Genomic DNA, 16,917 nt, shown 5'->3' with positions numbered 1-16,917 from the left:
ATGGCTAAAAAATATCACTTATTTGAGGTTTACGGAATAGAACTTGAATACATGTTAGTTAACTCTAATAGTTTTAAAGTTGCTCCAATTGTGGATGTATTACTTACAAAAAAAAATGGTGAATTAACTTCAGATGTAGATAACGGAACCGTTGCTTGGAGTAACGAATTGGTTGCACATGTCATTGAAATAAAAACTAATGGACCAACAAATAATATAAATAATCTAGCAGAAGCATTTCATAAAAATATAACAGAAATTAATGCCTTATTAAAACCATTAAACGCCAAGTTATTACCTACAGCATCTCATCCAACGATGAACCCGTTAAAAGACACTCAACTATGGAAACACAGTTATAGCGAGGTTTACGAGTTATATAACAGGATTTTTGATTGCAAAGGTCATGGATGGAGTAATGTACAAAGTACACACATTAATTTACCTTTTTATGACGATAGAGAGTTTGAAAAACTACATGCAGCCATCAGGATCATTTTACCATTAATCCCTGGTTTATGTGCAAGTTCGCCAATTTTAGATGGTAAAATTACAGGATATAAAGACACTAGATTAGAATATTATAAAACCAATCAAAAAGAAATTCCGGAAATGACTGGATTGGTTATACCAGAGCGTGTTTTTACAAAAGCGGATTACTATGCTACCATTTTTGAACCCATAAAACAAGTCATTAAAAAGTATGATACAAACAATATTTTAGATCATCATTTTTTAAATAGTCGTGGTGCTATTGCAAGGTTTGACCGAAATGCTATTGAAATTAGACTAGTAGATATACAAGAGTGTCCAAAAGCCGACATTGCTATTTGTGTTTTAATAATTGAAGTCTTAAAGCTTTTAGTTAATGAAGATACAACAAGTCTTAAAAAGCAAAAAAAATGGTTGAAACAGGATTTGTATTCTATTTTAAACGCAGTAATCAAAGATGGTGAAGTATATAAAATCTCAAACCTAGACTATCTCGAGTTATTTGGAATAAAGCAGGTCTCTAATGTTAAAAACGTGTGGCATCATCTATACATGCTGGTTAAAGAAAACATTACTGAAGACTACCAAAAGGCTCTAGAAATCATCTTTAATCATGGGACATTATCAACTAGAATTGTCAAGGCTTTAAACCAAGATGTTTCGGTTAAAAACATTGAATTGGTATATAATCAATTAGCTAAATGTTTAGAGGAAAACAAGTTGTTTATTCCTATTAATTAAAATGAAACTAGTTATAACCTGCGAACATGGTGGTAATCAAATTCCATTAGAGTATCAACCGTATTTTACGGATACTTCAGTATTAAATACACATAAAGGCTATGACTTAGGTGCTTTAGATGTATTTAAGTGTTTAAAACCTATTGCTGATTATTCAAATTTTAGTACTATAAGCCGACTTTTAATTGAATTAAATAGGTCTATAAATAATAAAAACTTGTTTTCAGAATTTACTAAACCACTTTTAGTTGAACAAAAACAAACATTAATTGACAACTACTACAACACCTACAGACAAGCTGTTACAGATTATATAGCTTTACAATTAAAACAAAATATAAGCGTCCTACACTTATCCATTCACTCTTTTACTCCTGTCTTAAACTTAGAGGTAAGACAATGCGACATTGGTATTTTATATGATTCCAGACTTGAACAAGAAAAACAGTACGCTACTAAGTTAAAAAGAAATATTATTGCTTTAAACCCTGGCTATCGTGTCAGATATAATTATCCGTATTTAGGAAAAGCAGATGGTTTTACAACTGCTTTAAGGCAACAATTTAAAAAAAACTATATAGGAATTGAAATAGAGATTAATCAATCCTATTCCATCAACGACATAATGCCTAAGAAGCTAAAACAAGTTTTAAAGCATAGTATTGTTAAGTTAAAAGCATAAAAAAACCGTTACTAATTGTAACGGTTTTTTATATGAAAAGTTTTGGATTATTTTCTAACCATAATCTTTTTAGTAAGTTGTCTTACTTCCGAGTTTAACTTAAGGATATAAAAACCTGATGCTAAATTTGATGTATTAATAACATTGCTATTATTTGACAATTGACCTGATAGTATTTGTTTACCATTAACATCAATCATAGCGTAATTAAGGATTTCATTTTTAAGTAAATCCACATTTACATTTAATTGTGTAACTACAGGATTAGGGAATAATCTAATGTCTGCAGACAAGTGTGCTTCAATAGCTTGATTACCTTTAACCTGATCTATAGCTAAATCACTATTTCTGTCAGTAGATCCTGTTACAATTACCATTAATTGACTACCAACAGCATCAAGATCTGCACATATTTGGTTGTTAGCTATTAAATCTAAAATATCATTTGCAGTTGATGTTCCTAAAGTTAAATCGTCTAAATCAAAAGTCGTTGGATTATAAGCCAATGTATGTACTTTATAAAAACCACCTGCTTCTGGCACGTCTAAAACAAGGTTTTCGCTATATCCTTCAATTGTCAAATCATCACCTTTAGTGATTACTGTTGCTAAGCTATAGCCATCAGGCAAAATAGCATCGTTATTTAAGTTAACTGTTACAGTTGAAGTAACCCCTGGAATAACAATAGCTAATCCGCTTGATAAAGTTGAAGTTCCTGCAAAAGTTGCTTCACATACTAATACATCAACTAAAGTAAAGCTAATAGATTGTGTATCACACTGTGTTCCTGATGCATTATCCTCTGAAAATAATTGAGATACAATTTGGTAAGAACCTGCTTCTAAATCCCAAGCTGCTGCTGTTGGATAAGAGTAAGGCAATGTGTTGTCTGTTACTACAACAGAAGTACCAGTTGTCACATTAGTAACTGTTGTAGAAACACTTTGAGAAGCTCCTGTAATTAAAGTTGCTATTGCAAATCCTGTTGGTAAATCTGCAACATTATATGTTTCACCTTCAGTAATTGTTAAATCATCAGATCCATTTGAGAAAGCAAACGCATCAATAGCGCCACATGGCTCTTCGCAATTAATTGTAAACGTTACACATGTGTTATCACATGCTGTTCCACTAGCATAGTTTTCTTGAAAAATACTTGCACAAATTTTAAACGTTCCGCATCCATGTGACCAAACTGAATTAGTTGCACCTGGATAAGTGTATGGTATTGCATTTTCAGTTTTAGTAAACACCTCACCTGTATCTAAGTTGGTTAAAGTAAAAAATGCACTTTCTAAATCTCCAGAGGTTAATAAGTTAATATTAAAGTCTGTCGGAAGATTATCTAAATCATAATCTGCTCCATCTACAATTGCTACAGTAGCATCAGCAAAATTAGAGAATTCATACCCTACAATTTGGCTACACGTTGTTTCACCAATTGTAAAATAGATAACCTCTTCATCACATAAAGTTCCTTGAAAATAATTGTTTTCAAATATTTTACCTGTTAATTTAAAATCTCCAGTTCCATAACACCATGCAGCATTTCCTCCTGGAATTGTATATGGTATATAGTTTTCTCCTACATTAAACGTTTGACCTGTTGTTAAGTTTACTAATGTTAAATTAGCACTCTCAGACGCACCATCAACTAACACATCAACATAAAAATTGTTTGGTAATGCATCTAACGCGTAAGTCTCGTTATTTGTTATTGTCACATTTTGTGATCCATTTGTAAATTCAAATCCAGAAATTTCTCCACAAGTTACCTCTGGTTGACAAGTAATAGCAAATCTAATAGTTTCACTATCACAATAAGACCCACAACTATCGTACTTGTATAGTTTAGCTTTAATTTCAAAATTACCACAACCATAGTTCCATGCGCCATTTCCTCCTGGAAAAGTGTAAGGCAAATGGTTTTCGTTAACTACGTAACATTGTCCAGTATCTAAATTTTTAACATAAAATTTAGCACTTTGTGAGTAACCATTAACTAATAAGTTTACGTAAAAGTTATTTGGAAGATCGTTAATATAATAAGATTGGTTATGACTAATTGCTGTAGTCGTCGTTCCGTTAGAAAATTCAAATCCAGAAATAGAGCCACAATAAGTGTCATCTAAAGCAAATGATTGAAAAGAAAAAGTCATTGCTAATAAAACTAGCAATGCTTTAAAATTAACTATCCGATTAGGTAATTTTGCATACATACTCTGTGAGGGTTTTAAATTAATTACATTTACAAAGGCGAAAATAATTAACTGAATTCTCCTACAACAAAAAAATGGTTTAAGTGTATAAAATTGGGCATGAAAAGACGAAGTACTAAATACTTAGGTCAAAATACACTAATACATTTTTAACATAAAAATTAATAGTTTTAAAACAATAATTTAATATTAGCATAAGATTTTTTTAAAGCCTCAGAAGCTGCTTCTTGATCTAACCATTCCACTTTTGTTATACCTTCATTTAATTGCGGATATAAATTACCTTTAAAAGAAGAATGCATTTCAAACCAATGCGTAATTTTAAGTTTAGACTTACCGTTTCTTTTAAAAATGTGATAAGTAATAGGAAGTGGTTTTATAATTTTTAATTTGGAAACACCAGTTTCTTCAGCAACCTCTCTAATTGCAGTATCCTCTATGGTTTCATTTTTTTCAGTCTTACCTTTTGGCAAGTCCCACTTATCGTTTCTGTAAATAAACAATATTTGTCCTTCATCATTATACACTTTACCTCCTCCTGCAACAACATTGGGTAGTTTTTTCTTAAATGATTTTAATAACTTATCATCATCATGACCAATTAACCTAACAGAATGTATTGATTTTTTAGATAGTGTATGAAGCACCAAATCTAGATCCACATCTTTCAATAAAAAATTCTTAAAATCAGTTTCTTTTTCAACTTTTGTAGTTAAATATATAGGCTTGTCGTTAACAAAAATGCACTGCATAAAATATGGTAGCTAGTTATAATTAGGTAAAAATATTAAAATTAATGACATTGAGTCTTTATGCTAATTTATTTTAAAATTATTTTTAAGTAAAATTAAATAAATCTGTACTTTTGCTGTATGATTTTTAACAAGCAAACTGCCAGACAAACAGCACAGGTTTTATTACAAGTAAATGCAATAAAACTACAACCAACCAATCCTTTTACTTGGGCTTCAGGTTGGAAATCACCAATTTACTGCGATAATCGTGTCGTACTTTCATATCCTCCAATAAGAAATTATATTAGAGAGGAAATGAGTAAGTTTATTGAAGAGCATTACGGTAAACCTGATGTTATTGCAGGAGTTGCAACAGGAGCAATTGGTATAGGCATGCTGGTAGCAGAATATTTAGGCCTACCCTTTATATATGTCAGACCAGAAGCTAAAGGTCATGGTCGTAAAAATCAAATTGAAGGACATATTGAAAGCGGTCAAAACGTAGTAGTCGTGGAAGACTTAATTAGCACAGGAAAAAGCAGCTTAAATGCTGTTAAAGCCTTAAAAGAAGCAAATGTAAATGTCAAAGGTATGATTGCTATTTTTTCTTATGGTTTTGATGTAGCCAAAGAAAATTTTGAAAAAGCAAACATCACACTACACACTTTAAGTAATTACGAAAGCTTACTTACTGAAGCTGCTTCAAGCAATTATATTTCGGAAAAAGAAATTGAAACCTTAAGTCGTTGGAACGCAAATCCAAGTGTTTGGAACGCTAATTGATATTAAATTAATAGCTACAATTATATAACACTATTAATTTTAAACAACTAAAACAAATTATGAAATTAGAAAGCCCTAAAGTAACTTTAGATAAATCTACAGAAGACACCTTTAATTTTTTAAGTGATGTCAAAAACTTTAAAAACTTAATGCCTGAAAACATTAGTAAATTTGAAGTTTTAGGTGAGGATAAATTTTTATTTGCACTTAAAGGAATGCCAGAGATTGTCTTAAAAAAGAAAGAAATGACACCAAACAACAAAATTGTTTTAGGTGCTGCTGGTGGAAAAATAGATTTTTCTTTAACAGGAAACATCATTGAAGTTGAAGCTAACAAAAGTGAAGTACAATTAATTTTTGAAGGCCAGTTTAACGCCATGATGGCAATGATGATTAAAGGTCCAATTAATAAATTTATAGAGACTTTAGCCACCAATATGCCTCAAGCAATTAATACAGAAGCTTAATAGTTTTCAAATCATAGGTTTTTAAAATTTGATCTTCAACTAAGACCTCAAGTAAACCTTGATTAGAAACACCTTTTATAATACCAGAAAACAAACCTTCGGCAGTTTTAAATGTTGAAGGTTTTTCTTTTCTAAATAAATAAGACTCATAGTCTAACTTTATACTATTAATATCTTTACCTAAAAGGTCCAAATGTATCTCCAGCTGCTTTAGGATTAAATGTAATATTTCTTCTAAATTATAATTAATTCCTGTTACACTTTTTAAAGAGCCTGCTTGAGGCAAACCATTAAAATCTAATTGATTTACATTAAGTCCAACTCCAATTATAGAAGACTCTATAACACTTTGTTTTATGACATTTTCAATCAAAACACCACAAATTTTTTGATTAGCTGACAAAATGTCGTTTGGCCACTTTACACTTAATTTTGGAATATTTAACTGCTCTAACGACTTAATAATAGCCAAAGCTACAGACATACTAATATAAAATTGAGACTCAAACGGAAACAAATTTAATTTTTTATAAACACTAAAGGTTAGGTTTTTAAAGGGTTGAGATTGCCAATGGGTACCCATTTGACCACGTCCATTAGTTTGTTGACTAGTCACAATTGTTGTAAAATCTTGTACTGGACTATCCAAACTTAGATTACGAAGAAACCTATTTGTAGAATCGGTGGCATTAAGTTTGATTATACGCATATTAAATAATTATCTTCGTATTATAAAATCTTATGATTTTTTTAGAGTATAAAGAACTTAAAAATAATAACTTTGCACAAATTTAAATTAAATTAATGGCGAAACAACAACCAAATATTGATGCCCTAATCGCTACAGTGATAGAAGGTATTGAAGATGTAAAAGGAAAAGAAATAAATATTCTTGATTTAAGAGAAATTGAAAATACGGTTTGTGACTACTTCGTAATTTGCGAAGGTACTTCTAACACTCAAGTAAACGCTATTGTTAATTCCATACAAAAAAAAGTTAGTAAAACACTTAAGGATAAGCCTTGGCATATAGAAGGAGAAGATAATGCTGAGTGGATACTTATGGATTATGTTAACGTTGTGGTACACGTTTTTCAAAAACATATTAGAGAATATTACGATATAGAAAGTCTTTGGGGTGATGCTAAAGTTACTGTTATCGAAACAAACTATTAAACACAATACATGGCAGATAAAAATAAAAAAGCAGCACCTAAAAAACCTAAATTTAGTCCATACTGGATTTATGGAGGGATTATAATTTTCTTTATTGCCCTACAAATTTTTGGAAGTAGTGCTGGGACAGAAAATAAAACCTCGCCTTCACAGTTTTTTGAATTTTTAAAAGAAGGTGATATAGAAAAGGTAGAAATAGTAAACAATACTATTGCAAAAGTTTACTTAACAAAAGAAGCTGAATCTAAGGAGGAGCACAAAAAATCTAAGCCAACCTCTATTTTTCCAACAACAACTAAGCTTCCAAATTACACATTTCAATTTGGTGACTTAAAACTGTTTCAAGAATCTATTAACACTATAAATAAAGATTTAGAACAGGATAAGAAAGCTCAAGTAACCTTCACACAAGAAAGCAATCCTTGGGGAGAATTACTTTTTAGCTTACTTCCATTTATACTATTAATAGGTGTATGGATTTTTATCATGCGTCGTATGTCTTCTGGAGGTGGTGGAGGTGCTGGTGGACAGATTTTTAATATTGGAAAATCTAAAGCTAAGCTATTTGACGAAAACTCTGAAGTTAAAACAACCTTTAAAGATGTTGCAGGATTAGAAGGTGCTAAAGAAGAAGTTCAAGAAATTGTAGACTTCCTTAAAAATCCTTCAAAATACACAAACTTAGGTGGTAAAATACCTAAAGGAGCCTTATTAGTAGGGCCTCCAGGAACAGGTAAAACGTTATTAGCTAAAGCAGTTGCAGGAGAAGCTAAAGTACCTTTCTTCTCATTATCTGGATCTGACTTTGTCGAAATGTTTGTTGGTGTTGGTGCTTCTAGAGTTAGAGACCTTTTTAAACAAGCTAAAGAAAAATCTCCAGCTATAATTTTTATTGACGAGATTGATGCTATTGGTAGAGCTAGAGGTAAAAACGCAATGTCTGGAAGTAACGACGAGCGAGAAAATACACTTAACCAACTATTAACAGAAATGGATGGTTTTGGTACAAATACAAATGTAATTGTACTAGCTGCAACCAACAGAGCAGATATTTTAGACAGCGCCTTAATGCGTGCTGGACGTTTTGATAGACAAATACATGTTGATTTGCCTAACCTAACAGAACGTAAAGCAATATTTGAAGTTCACCTTAAACCTCTTAAAAAAGCAGAAGGATTAGATATTGAATTTTTATCTAAACAAACACCAGGTTTTTCTGGGGCAGATATCGCTAATTTATGTAACGAAGCTGCTTTAATCGCTGCAAGAAAAGATAAAAAAGCAGTCGAAAAACAAGACTTTTTAGATGCAGTAGATCGTATTGTAGGTGGATTAGAAAAACGAAGTAATTTATTTTCTGTCGAAGAGAAAAAGACAATTGCTTATCACGAAGCTGGACACGCAACAGTTAGCTGGTTTTTAGAACATGCAGATCCATTAGTAAAAGTAACAATTGTACCTAGAGGTCGTAGTTTAGGTGCTGCATGGTACCTACCACAAGAAGCTTACATAACTAGAACTAGTAAGTTTTTAGACGAAATTTGTGTTACAATGGGTGGTCGTGCTGCCGAGAAAATAATATTTGATCAAATTTCTACAGGTGCTTTAAGTGACCTTGAAAACGTAACCAAAAAAGCTAAAGCTATGGTTATGATTTATGGATTGAACGAAAAAGTAGGTAACATCACGTTTTATGATCCTGCAGGAGAAAATGGCTTTGTAAAACCATACAGTGAAAAGACTGCAGAGTTAATAGATAACGAAATTAAAAATATTGTTGAAACGCAATTCCAAAGAGCTTTAACACTATTAGAATCTAAAAAAGATGTTCTTAAAAAATTAGCTGAAAGACTAATTGAAAGAGAAGTTATTTTCAAAGATGACCTTGAAGAAATCCTTGGTAAACGTCCATTTACCAACCATGATTCAAAACTTGTTATTGAAGAAAAGACTAGCACCAACGAAGAGGAATAGTCGCTAAATTATAAATAAGTATTAAAAATCTTAGATTATCTCGTTTGATAGTCTAAGATTTTTTATATTTGATATTCCCATTAATGTAATTCTGATTATAGCAAAGTGTAAATGAGCCTTTTTAGAAAATTATTTAGTTCTAAATCTCAAATAGAAAAGGAGGACCTTAAGTCCGACGACAGAGGCAAATATATGCCTAAAGAAGAGCTACCTATTGACGAAAGTTTTACAATAAACTTTAAAGAAAATGGTGGTAAATTTCTGTATTGTGACTCATTAGACGAAGTTTACGACAACTTAAACAACATAATATTAGAAAATAACTGGGAAGATCATTCTGCTTATTTTTATGATAATAACTTGAAAGATAAATTTAAATCTTCTCAACTTAAAACAAGTGATAACTTATCAGAATGTACTTATTTTATAACCACTTGTGAAAACCTAATAGCTAATGATGGCTCTTTATTAGTTAGCTCTAACCAGTTAGCTGAAAAAAAACTTAACGAATTTCCTAATAACGTTATAGTATTTGCAACTACTAGTCAAATAATATCAAATATAGGAGAAGGATTAAGAGAGATTAAACATAAAAACAGTAGAAAAATACCTACTAACATCACAACTATTAAACATTTTAAGTTGCAAGAGGAAAAAGACTTTTTATCTTACGGAAGCAGTACAAAAAACTTATATTTGCTGCTTTTAGAAGACCTTTAGTTTTATGAACGAAACCCTTACAAGAGCGCTATCAGGATTCTTATACGTAAGTTTACTTGTTGCATCATTATTAAACCAGCACGCTTTTATCGTGTTGTTTTTTGTGTTTGGGATAATTTGTTTAGTAGAGTTTTGTAAACTTATTCAACTTAAAAGTGTCGCACCTTATATAATATTCACAATTTTATATTTTGTTTTTGGCTATTGGCAATTAGTAATGAGGTCTGACAAAGGACTAGATGAGGCCACACAAATACTTCAGGTACTTACCATTTTTGTACAGTTAATTTTAATTAAAGATTTATTTTCCGAAAAGAAAATTCCGCTTTTTAGCTCAAAACGATTTATAATCACCACCTTTTATTTATCTAGTGGTTTTGTATTTTTATTATTAATAGCCAATCATAATGGATCGTTCACTCCAGAGTATATTTTAGGTTCATTTATCTTAGTTTGGATTAATGACACCTTTGCTTATTTAGTTGGTAAAAACTTTGGAAAGCAAAAATTATTTCCAAGTATTTCTCCTAAAAAAACAGTTGAAGGCTTTTTAGGTGGACTCTTCTTCGCTTCTATTGCCAGCTATTTTATTCATATATTTACAGAAACATTAACCTTTACCAATTGGTTAATATTAAGTATTATAATTAGTGTATTTGGCACACTTGGCGACTTGATAGAATCTAAGTTTAAACGTCAAGCAAACGTAAAGGACAGTGGTGTAATCATGCCAGGACATGGTGGTTTAATGGACCGTTTTGACAGTATGATTTTTGCAGCTCCTTTTATTTATTTATTTCTAAGAATTTTAAAATATGTTTCATAAAGAAGGCTTTAAAATAATTGCAATCACATTTCTAATAGTGGCAATTTTAGCAGTTGTTGTTGATAAATTTGTATCGTTACAATGGTTACAATACCTATTGTTTTTTACATTATTTGTCTTTCTATTTCTTATTCTACAATTTTTTAGAAACCCAAAAAGATTAACTGCTTTAAACGACAACACAGTAGTATCTCCTGTTGATGGTAAAGTTGTTGTTATTGAAGAGGTTTTTGAACCAGAATATTTTAAAGAAAAACGCTTACAAGTAAGTGTATTTATGTCACCTATTAACGTCCATGTAACACGTTATCCTATAGGTGGACAAGTAGCATATAGTAAATATCATCCAGGTAAATACTTGGTTGCTTGGCACCCAAAAGCTAGTACAGAAAATGAACGTACAACAGTAGTTGTTGAAAACCCTTCATATGGTAAAGTTTTATACAGACAAATTGCTGGTGCTTTAGCTAAACGTATTGTAAACTACGCTAAAGAAGGAGACGCTGCAACACAAGGTGAAGACTCAGGTTTTATTAAATTTGGTTCGAGAGTAGATTTATTTTTACCTTTGGACACTAACATTAAGGTTAACTTAAACCAAAAAGTAAAAGGAGGCGAAAGTATTATTGCCGAAATTTAAGAGTATGACTGCCGAAGAATTAAATAGAACTTTTGATGATGCTGTGGATCGCATTAATGCACATACAGAACCTTTTCCTGCAGATTTCTTGCTTCGATTGTATGCTTACTATAAGAAAGCCACAAACAACTACGAGCGACCAAGTAGTAAAAAACCTATAATTAACGCATTTAAGACCAATGCACTCTTTCAAATTAAGGATATTAGTCCTGACCAAGCTAAAGAAACTTACATAGAGTTGGTCAATAATTATTTTTTATACCGAAAATAAATAATTATGCCTTCGTTTCTAGAAAGCATATTACTACCTAGCTTTATATCTGGTATTCTATTTATAATAATTAGTTTTATTACTAGAATATATCCAGCCAAAAAGATTAATTGGTTTAATGGTTATCGATCAAAGCTTTCCATGAAAAATCAAGAGACTTGGGATTTTGCGCAGCAATACTCGTCTAAACAATTACTAATTTCTGGAATAACAATAACATTACTTAGCTGTATAGGTATACTAATACAGCTAAGTGAAATTGCACGCATTAGTATTAGCTTAATACTAATATTTAGTGCAGTTTTATTTATGTCGTTTAGGACAGAACGTGCTTTAAAAGCTAAATTCTATTAATTTTCTAGCACAAACTCTAACGGTTTACCTGTAGCTCCATTAGGGAAGCTAATACCAAGTAAAGCAGATATGGTTGGAGCAATATCTGGAATATTAGTATGCTGCATCGTACTCCCCTTTTTTATCCCTTTTCCAAAAAACAATAATGGTATATGCGTATCATAGTTTAAAGCAGATCCATGCGTAGATCCTGTTTTACTATAACTTATCACTGCTGGATCTAACACAAACAAAACATCTCCAGAACGCTTTTGGTTATAGCCATTTTGTAATAAACTCTCCACACCTCCAGAAAACTCTGTAGTTGTCATACTAGTTGCTGTATAAGCTTTATAGATATACGGATAATCAATTATGGTATTAACAATCTCTTGTTGCACACTAGCTAAATTTAAACCATAACTCTTAATAACCTCTCTGTCTAAAAAGACTTGGTTATTACTTATATTTTTAATTAAGTCTTCTGCTTTATAATTTAAAATTGTAGTTTCATATAAATTAGCTTTAAAAGCATCTGTATCAAAATATCCTGAAGGAATTTTTACTGATTCTAAGTAAGCTGGCACCTCAACAGCTCCATGATCAGAAGATAAAAATAAAGTGTAATTTCCTTCTCCTACTTTTGCATCAAGCGCTTCCAATAAGCGTTGTATATCTTTATCTAATCTAATATACGTGTCCTCTACCTCTTTACTATTAACACCAAAATTATGTCCTACGTAATCAGTACTAGAAAAACTAACGGTTAATACATCTGTAATAGTATCACTTCCTAACTGTTCTCCATCAATTGCTGCTATTGCAAAATCTGCAACAATACTGTTTCCGTAAGGTGTTGCTTTAATAATATCATAGCCTCTATTATCTTTACTTAACGCTTTTAAATCATAAGGAAATGTTGCTGTGTCTTTTCCTTTAAAACCACCTTCAAAAGTATTTAAATCACTTCCACTTTCTGTGTAAGTATTAATATCGTAAAGTGTATTCCATTCTTTTAAATAACTTTCAGCAGCAGCTGTATTGTTAAAATCTTGTACCCATTTAGGTAATGTGTTTAAATAAAAAGTACTAGATATAAAACGACCTTCGTCTGCTCCATGAAACCAATAAGCTGCATTTGCTGTATGTCCAGCTGGTAAAATTGCACCTCTATCTTTTACAGAAATTCCAATGGTTTTACCTCTCATTTGTGTAAACAATCTATTTTCGTCTGCAAAAGTTGTCGTCTTTAGTCTATGTGGCGACATTTGACCCGCTTTATTTAAAGTTCCAACAGATTGCACTAAAGTATCACCTGCGCAATACACATAACTATCAGAAACTTTATCGTACCAATTATTAGAAATTATTCCGTGAGTTTTAGGTGTGGCACCTGTAAAAATTGACGCATGACCAGGTCCTGTATACGTTGGCACATAATTAAAATGATTGTTTTTACAATTAAAACCATCATTAATTAGACGTTTAAATCCACCATCTCCATACTTATTATAAAATCTAGTTAAATAATCATAACGCATCTGGTCTACTACAATTCCAACCACTAACTTTGGTTGCGAATTAAGCTTAGTTGTATTTGTTGTTATTGTACTTTTTTGTGACTGACAACTAAAAAGAAAACAGATAATAAATACCGATAAAAAGGCTCTCATTGTGACAAATTTAATTTTGAAGTTCAAAAATACAGATTTTAAAACATCTAATTTAAAATTAAGGTCAAATACCTACTATAATTTTATATTTTAGCAGTAACAAATAACTAATGAATTACCTACACTATATTGGAACCTACTTTTTAATGGTTGTCGAAATGTTTCGAAAGCCTACAAAGTGGTCTGTAATGAAAAAATTAATCCTTAAAGATATTGACGATTTAATTATCGGCTCTTTAGGTATCGTTGCCTTTATATCATTTTTTGTTGGTGGTGTAGTGACTATACAAACCGCATTAAATATTGACAACCCATTAATCCCTAAAAACTTAGTTGGATTTGCAACAAGACAATCTATTATTTTAGAATTTGCACCAACTTTTATGTCCATTATTATGGCTGGTAAAGTAGGATCGTTTATAACATCTAGTATTGGTACAATGCGTGTTACAGAGCAAATTGACGCTTTAGAGGTTATGGGAATAAACAGTTTAAATTATTTGGTGTTTCCTAAGTTTATAGCGTTAACACTATATCCTTTTGTAATATCAATATCCATGTTTTTAGGAATAATGGGTGGATTAGCTGCTTGTGTTTATGGTGGTTATGCGACTATGCCTGATTATATTGAAGGTATACAACTTGACTTTAAGCCTTTTCATATGGCTTACGCATTTATAAAAACATTGTTATTTGCCTTTATTTTAGCCACAGTCCCTTCTTATCATGGTTACTACATGAAAGGTGGTGCTTTAGAAGTTGGTAAGGCTAGTACAACCTCTTTTGTTTGGACTAGTGTAATGATTATCCTTTTAAACTATATATTAACTCAACTCCTGCTAAGTCAATGATAGAAGTGAAAAATCTACACAAATCGTTTGGAGATGCGCATATTTTAAAAGGCGTTACTACCACTTTTGAAAAAGGAAAAACTAACCTAATTATTGGGCAAAGTGGTTCTGGTAAAACCGTATTTTTAAAGTGCCTTTTAGGTCTTTTTGATTACGAAGAAGGAAGCATTGCTTACGATGGTAAAATCTTTGCTAAATTAAGCGAAGACGAAAAACGTGATATTAGAGCAGACATAGGCATGGTGTTTCAAGGAAGTGCTTTGTTTGACTCGATGACTATTGCCGAAAATGTTATGTTTCCGCTTAAAATGTTTACTAAACAAAGTAAAAGCGAAATGGAAGATCGTGTTAACTTTGTATTAAACAGAGTTAATCTAGGAGATGCGCATAATAAAAAACCCAGTGAAGCGTCTGGAGGTATGCAAAAACGTGTAGCAATTGCACGAGCAATTGTGAACAAGCCAAAATATTTGTTTTGTGATGAACCAAACTCTGGTTTAGATCCAAAAACATCCATAGTTATTGATGATTTAATTAAAGAAATAACTGAGGAATATCAGATTACAACTGTAATTAACTCGCATGACATGAACTCTGTAATGCAAATTGGAGAGAAAATTGTTTTTCTTAAAAATGGTCTAAAAGAATGGGAAGGATCACGCTACGACATCTTTAAAACGGATAATGCAGCAGTAACTGACTTTGTTTATTCTTCTGAATTGTTTAAAAAAGTACGTCAAATGTACTTAGAAGAACGTAGTTAAAACTATTTTTTATCTACAAACAAATCTTTTAGTAAATCACCATAAACCAACTTAAAAGCAGTTAATTTGACTTTAATGTTTAGTCTTAATTGGACTGTTTAACAACCAATGTATCTAATTTTAGCTTAAGCTTTAACCAACGATACAGTTTGTCTTTTTCTTTATTTACAAGGTTATCATCTACTAAAGTATCATTCCATTTTACAGTAAATACAGCTAAGGTATCAATACTTTTAAAGTTAGAATTAATAACACTAGCGTAAGACATTGACTCTATATTTTCGTAGTTAATATTAACTTCTTTAGAAATTTCTTCAAAAGGAACATAACCACGTTCTAGCTTAGACAACTCTCTTACTTTGTCTTCTAAAAACGTTATTTTTTGTTGCTGACTCATTAAGTCTAATGAGTCTCTTGTACGTAACTCTTCCATATATTCTAAATTATTAATCTCCCTGTTTTTAGTTTGATTAATTAATAATTTTGAATTTTTTAAATACGTGTATTCTTGCAACCTGTTTTCTAAGAAATGCTTCATGTCGTCTGAAATCACATCTGTACCAAACGTTGTTAGCTCAATATTAGAGTCTCCATTAGGTGTATAATTAGGCGTTGCATATTTTTGAATGTAGCTTGCATTTGGTAACGACTTTAGCTCATTAGTAATAAAGTCTTTAGCATCTACTTTAAATTGACTTTCTCTTAACACACTTAAAAACGTGAACATAGCAGGAATCATTACTATAATAGCCACTAAAGATGCAATTCGGGCAGTACGTTTACGCTTAGCAGAATTTGCATATTTAAGCATTGGAAAACGTAAAATTTTAAGCACTAAAAACGTCGCTAAGGCTATAAAAATAGTGTTAATTGTAAACAAGTACATGGCTTGACCAAAGTAAGTCCAATTACCTTTTGCTAATCCATAACCAGCTGTACACAAAGGAGGCATTAATGCTGTTGCAATTGCTACTCCAAAAATCACAGAGGCTATTGTCCCACGTTTTGTACGAGCAATTATTAAAGCTAAACCTCCAAAAAAGGCAATTAGTACATCACGAATATCTGGTTGGACACGTCCTAATAGCTCTGAGGTATCTTCACTAAGCGGGAAAAATCTAAAAAACAAAAAGGCTGTTAATAAACTTAATATGATCATTATCGCTAAGTTGATAAGCGATCGTTTAAGCGTATCAATATCGTTAATAGCAATAGACAGTCCAACCCCTAAGATTGGTCCCATTAAAGGTGAAATTAACATGGCTCCAATAACAACAGCTGTACTATTAGCATTTAAACCTATAGAGGCTACAAATATTGAGCAAATTAAAATCCATGCAGTTGCGCCTTTAAAAGGTATATCTGCTTTAATAGCTTCGATAGTGGCATCTCTGTCAGTATCGTCTCTAAAATCAAGAAGCTCTTGAAGAAAGGTTTTTATGCTTTTAAATAAGCCTTCAGCATCCTTTTTTACTGCTTCTTTTTTTTGATTTACTGCTTCGTTTTGTTTCTCTTCATTAGAGAAATTAAATTTATTTTCTTTAGGCTCGTTGTTTTGCTCCATAGTTAAA

18 protein-coding genes are annotated in these 16,917 nt (G+C 31.4%); 13 read left to right on the top strand and 5 right to left on the bottom strand.

What is annotated here, in order from left to right; all coding sequences use genetic code 11:
• Positions 1-1,233: a glutamate-cysteine ligase family protein gene (locus M890_RS0112390; RefSeq protein WP_028283841.1), complete on the top strand. Its 1,233-nt coding sequence runs from the start codon at positions 1-3 to the stop codon at positions 1,231-1,233.
• Position 1,234: 1 nt separating this feature from the next.
• Positions 1,235-1,915 (top strand): N-formylglutamate amidohydrolase, encoded by a 681-nt coding sequence (locus M890_RS0112385; RefSeq protein ID WP_028283840.1) that lies wholly within the window; start codon positions 1,235-1,237, stop codon positions 1,913-1,915.
• 47 nt (positions 1,916-1,962) lie between these two features.
• On the opposite strand, the gene M890_RS0112380 is transcribed toward M890_RS0112385, so the two are convergent.
• Together M890_RS0112380 and M890_RS0112375 are read right to left on the bottom strand one after the other, a co-directional pair.
• Entirely contained in the window at positions 1,963-4,134 is a 2,172-nt protein-coding gene (locus M890_RS0112380) for a T9SS type A sorting domain-containing protein (protein ID WP_028283839.1), read from the bottom strand.
• A 170-nt stretch (positions 4,135-4,304) separates the two neighbouring features.
• A complete protein-coding gene (locus tag M890_RS0112375) occupies positions 4,305-4,886 on the bottom strand; it encodes an NUDIX hydrolase (protein WP_028283838.1) in 582 nt (193 codons plus the stop codon).
• 120 nt (positions 4,887-5,006) lie between these two features.
• On the opposite strand from M890_RS0112375, the gene pyrE reads away from it, so the two are divergent.
• Together pyrE and M890_RS0112365 are read left to right on the top strand one after the other, a co-directional pair.
• Positions 5,007-5,651, top strand: a complete 645-nt coding sequence (gene pyrE / locus M890_RS0112370; protein WP_028283837.1) for an orotate phosphoribosyltransferase — start codon at positions 5,007-5,009, stop codon at positions 5,649-5,651.
• A gap of 59 nt (positions 5,652-5,710) precedes the next feature.
• Complete coding sequence (locus M890_RS0112365) at positions 5,711-6,118, top strand: hypothetical protein (protein ID WP_028283836.1); 408 nt, start codon at positions 5,711-5,713, stop codon at positions 6,116-6,118.
• Here the strand turns inward: M890_RS0112365 and M890_RS0112360 are convergent.
• On the bottom strand, positions 6,102-6,827 hold the full coding sequence (locus tag M890_RS0112360; RefSeq protein ID WP_028283835.1) for a biotin--[acetyl-CoA-carboxylase] ligase: 726 nt from the start codon (positions 6,825-6,827) through the stop codon (positions 6,102-6,104). The two genes, M890_RS0112365 and M890_RS0112360, sit on opposite strands and share 17 nt — an antisense overlap.
• A gap of 95 nt (positions 6,828-6,922) precedes the next feature.
• On the opposite strand from M890_RS0112360, the gene rsfS reads away from it, so the two are divergent.
• From rsfS to M890_RS0112325, 7 genes are all read left to right on the top strand, one after another.
• Complete coding sequence (gene rsfS, locus M890_RS0112355) at positions 6,923-7,294, top strand: ribosome silencing factor (RefSeq protein WP_028283834.1); 372 nt, start codon at positions 6,923-6,925, stop codon at positions 7,292-7,294.
• Between the two features lie 9 nt (positions 7,295-7,303).
• Positions 7,304-9,268 (top strand): ATP-dependent zinc metalloprotease FtsH, encoded by a 1,965-nt coding sequence (gene ftsH, locus M890_RS0112350; protein ID WP_028283833.1) that lies wholly within the window; start codon positions 7,304-7,306, stop codon positions 9,266-9,268.
• Positions 9,269-9,379: 111 nt separating this feature from the next.
• The gene (locus tag M890_RS0112345) at positions 9,380-9,988 is read left to right on the top strand and encodes an LUD domain-containing protein (protein WP_028283832.1); all 609 of its coding nucleotides are present in this window, start codon (positions 9,380-9,382) and stop codon (positions 9,986-9,988) included.
• Positions 9,989-9,992: 4 nt separating this feature from the next.
• The gene (locus tag M890_RS0112340) at positions 9,993-10,814 is read left to right on the top strand and encodes a phosphatidate cytidylyltransferase (protein ID WP_028283831.1); all 822 of its coding nucleotides are present in this window, start codon (positions 9,993-9,995) and stop codon (positions 10,812-10,814) included.
• The gene (locus M890_RS0112335; RefSeq protein WP_028283830.1) at positions 10,804-11,454 is read left to right on the top strand and encodes a phosphatidylserine decarboxylase family protein; all 651 of its coding nucleotides are present in this window, start codon (positions 10,804-10,806) and stop codon (positions 11,452-11,454) included. Before M890_RS0112340 ends, M890_RS0112335 begins: the two co-directional genes overlap by 11 nt.
• Before the next feature lie 4 nt (positions 11,455-11,458).
• Positions 11,459-11,725, top strand: a complete 267-nt coding sequence (locus tag M890_RS0112330; protein WP_028283829.1) for an acyl-CoA-binding protein — start codon at positions 11,459-11,461, stop codon at positions 11,723-11,725.
• A gap of 6 nt (positions 11,726-11,731) precedes the next feature.
• Positions 11,732-12,079 carry an SdpI family protein gene (locus M890_RS0112325; RefSeq protein ID WP_028283828.1) on the top strand — a complete coding sequence of 116 codons (348 nt, stop codon included), beginning with the start codon at positions 11,732-11,734 and terminating at the stop codon, positions 12,077-12,079.
• Here M890_RS0112325 and pafA read toward each other — a convergent pair.
• Entirely contained in the window at positions 12,076-13,731 is a 1,656-nt protein-coding gene (pafA, locus tag M890_RS0112320; RefSeq protein WP_028283827.1) for an alkaline phosphatase PafA, read from the bottom strand. The two genes, M890_RS0112325 and pafA, sit on opposite strands and share 4 nt — an antisense overlap.
• Before the next feature lie 110 nt (positions 13,732-13,841).
• On the opposite strand from pafA, the gene M890_RS0112315 reads away from it, so the two are divergent.
• The gene (locus M890_RS0112315) at positions 13,842-14,582 is read left to right on the top strand and encodes an MlaE family ABC transporter permease (RefSeq protein ID WP_028283826.1); all 741 of its coding nucleotides are present in this window, start codon (positions 13,842-13,844) and stop codon (positions 14,580-14,582) included.
• A complete protein-coding gene (locus M890_RS0112310; RefSeq protein ID WP_028283825.1) occupies positions 14,579-15,346 on the top strand; it encodes an ABC transporter ATP-binding protein in 768 nt (255 codons plus the stop codon). Before M890_RS0112315 ends, M890_RS0112310 begins: the two co-directional genes overlap by 4 nt.
• 85 nt (positions 15,347-15,431) lie before the next feature.
• Here the strand turns inward: M890_RS0112310 and M890_RS0112305 are convergent, their stop codons facing one another.
• Positions 15,432-16,910 carry a DUF389 domain-containing protein gene (locus tag M890_RS0112305; protein ID WP_028283824.1) on the bottom strand — a complete coding sequence of 493 codons (1,479 nt, stop codon included), beginning with the start codon at positions 16,908-16,910 and terminating at the stop codon, positions 15,432-15,434.
• Positions 16,911-16,917: the final 7 nt, after the last annotated feature.

The organism is Olleya marilimosa CAM030, from assembly GCF_000518485.1.
Classification (GTDB): Bacteria; Bacteroidota; Bacteroidia; order Flavobacteriales; family Flavobacteriaceae; genus Olleya; species Olleya marilimosa.
Note: the sequence above shows the minus strand (reverse complement) of the source record. Positions and strands in the feature narration are given on the sequence as shown.